Source organism: Intrasporangium sp., assembly GCF_030452765.1.
GTDB lineage: Bacteria > Actinomycetota > Actinomycetes > Actinomycetales > Dermatophilaceae > Intrasporangium_A.
Map to the genome: position 1 here is coordinate 1 of NZ_JAKDLO010000274.1, position 4,198 is coordinate 4,198.

A 4,198-nucleotide genomic window follows, 5' to 3' on the forward strand; every position below is an offset into this window, starting at 1 on the left:
CAGTTCCTCGGTCCCGGCGACGATGAGAGCATGGGTCTTCGGGGTGATCCGTTCGCGATCGCGTCCAACAGGGCAGCTGCGTTAGTCATTACTAACGTTAGTTACCGCTAACGGATCTGACGGTCAAGGCTCCCGGACTCGCGCTGCGGTCTTTGCCGCCCGCAGGTTGGTGCCCCGACCACCGTTCGCGGTCACGGGGTGTGAACCTGCCGTCGTCCCGTGACACCCGCCGCCCCGCGCGCCGGGCGTACGCACGGGCCCCGTTGCCACGCGTCAACGCTGCCCCTGCGCCGAGAGCGAACGAGACGCCGGCCCGGGGGCTCGTACCGTTACCGTCATGACATGGACACCGTCGTACGGTTGCACCCGGCGCGCGGGACGAGGACGGTGGCGCCCCGATCCAGCGAGCCGGAGCCGTTGTGGCGCGAGGCGGTCGGACGTCAGCTGCGCGATGAGCGGCACCGCCGAGGTGAGCGGATCGCCGACGTGGCCGACCGGGCGGGCATCTCGCCGCAGTACCTCTCAGAGCTCGAGCGGGGCCGCAAGGAGGCCTCCTCGGAGATGCTCTCGGCGGTCGCCGGCGCCCTCGATCTCACCGTGCGCGACCTCGTCGAGGCCGGGGCGCGGCAGCTGCCCGGGTCGCGGCGGGGAGGGCAGGCCGCGGGCGGTCGCGTGCAGCTCCTCGCCGCCTGAGGGAGCCGTCACCCAACTGGCAGGACCGCCGTCACCCAACGGGCAGGACGGCCGGCAGGCGTGGGGTCAGCACGGTGTCGACGATCCCGTAGTCGACCGCTGCCGAGGGGGTGAGGATGAGGTCGCGCTCGGTGTCGCCTCGCACCTGCTCCCGGGTCCGGCCGGTGTGCTCGGCGAGGATCTGCTCCTGCATGGTGCGTACCCGTTCGATCTCGTCAGCCTCGAGGATGAGGTCTGGCACGGCGCCGCGGCCCTGGGCCGCGGGAGCGTGGATGACGACACGGGCATGTGGCAGGATCGCGCGGGAGCCCGGCTCGCCGCCCGCGAGCAGGACCGCTGCGGTCGCCGCGGCCTGTCCCACGCACGTCGTCTCCACCCGGGCCTGCACGAACCGCATCGCGTCGTAGATCGCGAGCGTCGCCGGGATCGAACCGCCGATCGAGTTGATGTACAAGGAGATCGGTGCCTCTGGATGGTCGTTCTCCAGGTGCAGCAGCTGGGCGATGACCGCGTTTGCCACACCGTCGTCGATACCGGTGCCGAGGTAGATGATCCGGTCGGCGAGCAGCCGACTGTAGATGTCGACAGTCCGCTCACCACGGTCGGTCCGGGTCGTGACGTAGGGGATCGGGAAGCTGCTCATCGCCCACCTCTCAGGCCGACCGGTGTCCCGTGTCGCGGCATGATCTCCTCGAGGGCCTGGACGATCGCATCGACGAAGCCGTACTCGAGCGACTCCTGGGCCGTGAACCACCGGTCCCGGCGTGAGTCCTCCTCGACCCGTTCCAGGGGCTGACCGGTGTCCTCGGCGATACAGCCGAGGACGGTGTCGCGCGTGTGCCGCAGGTCGTCCGCCTGGATCGCGATGTCCATCGCGGTGCCGCCGATCCCTGCCGAGCCCTGGTGCAGCAGCACCTTCGCGTGCGGCATCGTGAAGCGCTTGCCCCGCGTCCCCGATGACAGGAGGAACTGGCCTGCGCTGTAGGCCATGCCGAGGTTCACCGTCATGACGTCGTTGGGGATCGTGCGCATGCAGTCGCGGATCGCGAGCATGCCCGGCACCGATCCGCCGGGGGAGTTGACGAGCAGCCGGATGTCGGTGTGCTGGTCGTCCGCAGCGAGCAGGAGCAGGCCGGTGCAGAGCCGGTTGCTGTTGCGGTCCTCGAGGGGGCCCTGCAGCAGCAGGGTCCGGCCCTCGAACAGCCGACGGTGCAGCTCCTCGTCCAGCACCTGGGCCGGGTCGATCGGGTCGGTCGTCATGCGTCCACCCTCGGCCGTGCGGGGTTCCGAGCGGAAGCGCACGCTGCTCACGGCAGCGCGGCCCAGAGCAGCGCCTGTCCCGGGCGTATCAGCCAGAACGGCCCCGCCTCTGATCGGTGCCCCTCCCAACTCGAGGGAGCGGTCCACCAGGAAGGAACCACCATGGCAGGAAAGGATCGCGTCGACGTCAGCGCCGTGCAGCGCGAGCTCGAGACGCAGAACCATCCGTGGGAGGCGGCCGAGAACCACCTCACCCGCCTGAGCAGCATCGAACGGGCCCGTCGGCTCGGCGTCCCGCTCCCCGACGAGGAGCACCGCGCTCTGCTCGAACAGCGCGCCGTCCGGCTGCGGGCGCGTCTGCTCGAGGCACCAGCGGCCGAGGGCGCGGCCCTGCCGGCAGCCTTCGACCTGCGCAACGTCGGTGGGCAGAGCTACGTGAGCGGTATCCGCGACCAGGCCCAGTGCGGCTCCTGCGTCGCCTTCGGCTCGGTCGCCGTCATGGAGGGCACTGCCCGCTACCAGCGGCGCATGCCGACGCTCGACTCCGACTTCTCCGAGGCTCACCTGTTCTACGGATGGGGTTCGACGGTCGGCGTCACCTGCGACACGGGGTGGATGCCCATGCCGGCCCTCACCTTCGCAACCAACGACGGCATCTGCTTCGAGGCCGAGTGGGCCTACACGGCCGGCAACACGAACGGCGGCTCGGCACCTGCGAGCTGGCAGCAGCACCGCGCCAAGGCGACCGGGGCCGTGGACCTCACGAACAAGGTCGACGACATCAAGGCACACCTGACGACTGTCGGCCCGGTGACCGGCTGCTTCGTCGTCTACACCGACTTCTTCAGCTACAAGTCCGGGGTCTACCAGCAGACGACGGGCAAGCAGGAGGGTGGGCACTGCGTCGCCATCGTCGGCTATGACGATGCCCAGCAGGCCTGGATCATCAAGAACAGCTGGGGGACCGGTTGGGGGATGGGCGGCTACGGGTTGATCCGCTACGGCGAGTGCTACATCGACACCTGGGCGAACGTCGCGGTGACCGGGGTCAACCTGCGCTCCTGGACGGCCGCGAAGAAGGTCATCGGCGGCTACAGCACGGGCCACGACCGCAACGGCTGGGTCTACGTGCAGGACGTCGGCTGGCTCCACGTCGGAGGTGCCACCGGGACTGCGCACGTGGCGATGTTCGCCGACCTGCTCACCGCCAAGGAGAAGGACGCCTACGTCAACGCCTACTCCGACGACGGCACCATCAAGACCGTCTACGCCTACTGAGGAGCACCCCGATGCCATCGAAGACGACCACGAAGTCGACCCGCGTCACGGCCAGGAGCACGGCCAGCACCGACCCGCGGCCTGACCACGGCGTGAGCCTCGCCGTCACCGCCGATGCTCCCCAGCCGCACCCGCTCAGCGACGAGGAGCTGCGGCTGCTCGTGGGCGACGCCACCCAGGTCGACGGCGCGTCCGCCGCTGCGGCCACCGGCCCGGCCCCGACGATGGAGCCGCCGCAGGCCGCCACGTCAGGCCCACCGGCCTCGGCCGGCACGCCGATCACCGGGCAGAAGGTCGTGGCCACCTACGCCGAGCAGACCAACCGCAACGCGTGGGCCTACCTCGCCACCGCCGGATGGAAGAAGCTCAGCGACCTGACCGACACCGGCTCGACGACGATGACCCTGCTCGCCGCGCATGCCCGGGCCACCGGCACCGCGCCCTACGTCGACGAGAACCCGGCCGGCACGATCGGCACGCTCTACGTCTGGTGAGCCACCACGTCCGGTGAGCCGACAGCTCGCCCGATGGCCGACCGTCCAGGGGGGCGGTCGGCCTGAGGGCGTTCGAGAAAGGCCGAGGAGGCATCGTGCAGCACGTGATGACCGAGCCCCAGGACGGGGACCGCATCGAGATCGCGCCAGGCGACGAGCTGCTCGTCCGGCTCGAGCAGCAGTCCGGCGGCGGCTACCTGTGGTCGATCGCCGAGGTGCCTGCGTTCCTGACGGAGGGTCAGGCGGAGGTGGAGCCGGTCGACCGGGCGCTGCCGGGCCAGGCCCGGACGCTCGCGCTCGGAGTCCGGGCTACCGCCCAGGGCACGGGCGAGCTCGTGCTGACGCTGCGCCGGCCGTGGGAGTCGGAGCCGGCCGAGCAGCGCGTCGTCCACGTCGACGTCCGCTGAGCCCGCCCCCCACCCGATCGAGAGTGCACCAAACCCGATCGAGAGTGCACCAAACCCGATCGAGAG

6 protein-coding genes are annotated in these 4,198 nt (G+C 70.4%); 4 read left to right on the forward strand and 2 right to left on the reverse strand.

From position 1 onward, the window contains the following. Window positions 1-342 precede the first annotated feature (342 nt). Window positions 343-693, forward strand: coding sequence for a helix-turn-helix domain-containing protein (locus L0H79_RS21155; protein WP_301486659.1), 351 nt, complete (start codon window positions 343-345; stop codon window positions 691-693). Between the two features lie 31 nt (window positions 694-724). Here the strand turns inward: L0H79_RS21155 and L0H79_RS21160 are convergent, their stop codons facing one another. Then, on the reverse strand, window positions 725-1,336 hold the full coding sequence (locus L0H79_RS21160; protein ID WP_301486661.1) for a ClpP family protease: 612 nt from the start codon (window positions 1,334-1,336) through the stop codon (window positions 725-727). Then, window positions 1,333-1,953 (reverse strand): ClpP family protease, encoded by a 621-nt coding sequence (locus L0H79_RS21165; protein WP_301486663.1) that lies wholly within the window; start codon window positions 1,951-1,953, stop codon window positions 1,333-1,335. The genes L0H79_RS21160 and L0H79_RS21165 overlap by 4 nt, the downstream gene beginning before the upstream one ends. A 162-nt stretch (window positions 1,954-2,115) precedes the next feature. On the opposite strand from L0H79_RS21165, the gene L0H79_RS21170 reads away from it, so the two are divergent. The 3 genes from L0H79_RS21170 (at window position 2,116) to L0H79_RS21180 (ending at window position 4,132) form a co-directional block, all read left to right on the forward strand. After that, window positions 2,116-3,231 carry a C1 family peptidase gene (locus L0H79_RS21170; RefSeq protein ID WP_301486665.1) on the forward strand — a complete coding sequence of 372 codons (1,116 nt, stop codon included), beginning with the start codon at window positions 2,116-2,118 and terminating at the stop codon, window positions 3,229-3,231. A gap of 11 nt (window positions 3,232-3,242) precedes the next feature. Next, complete coding sequence (locus L0H79_RS21175; RefSeq protein ID WP_301486667.1) at window positions 3,243-3,725, forward strand: hypothetical protein; 483 nt, start codon at window positions 3,243-3,245, stop codon at window positions 3,723-3,725. Between the two features lie 95 nt (window positions 3,726-3,820). Then, the gene (locus tag L0H79_RS21180; protein ID WP_301486669.1) at window positions 3,821-4,132 is read left to right on the forward strand and encodes a protease inhibitor I42 family protein; all 312 of its coding nucleotides are present in this window, start codon (window positions 3,821-3,823) and stop codon (window positions 4,130-4,132) included. The last annotated feature ends 66 nt before the right edge of the window (window positions 4,133-4,198 follow it).

What these genes read in the sequence shown, in the direction of transcription:
- L0H79_RS21155 (WP_301486659.1), top strand. Translation starts at nt 343, where the DNA reads ATGGACACCGTCGTACGGTTGCACCCGGCGCGCGGGACGAGGACGGTG.
- L0H79_RS21160 (WP_301486661.1), bottom strand. Translation starts at nt 1,336, where the DNA reads ATGAGCAGCTTCCCGATCCCCTACGTCACGACCCGGACCGACCGTGGT.
- L0H79_RS21165 (WP_301486663.1), bottom strand. Translation starts at nt 1,953, where the DNA reads ATGACGACCGACCCGATCGACCCGGCCCAGGTGCTGGACGAGGAGCTG.
- L0H79_RS21170 (WP_301486665.1), top strand. Translation starts at nt 2,116, where the DNA reads ATGGCAGGAAAGGATCGCGTCGACGTCAGCGCCGTGCAGCGCGAGCTC.
- L0H79_RS21175 (WP_301486667.1), top strand. Translation starts at nt 3,243, where the DNA reads ATGCCATCGAAGACGACCACGAAGTCGACCCGCGTCACGGCCAGGAGC.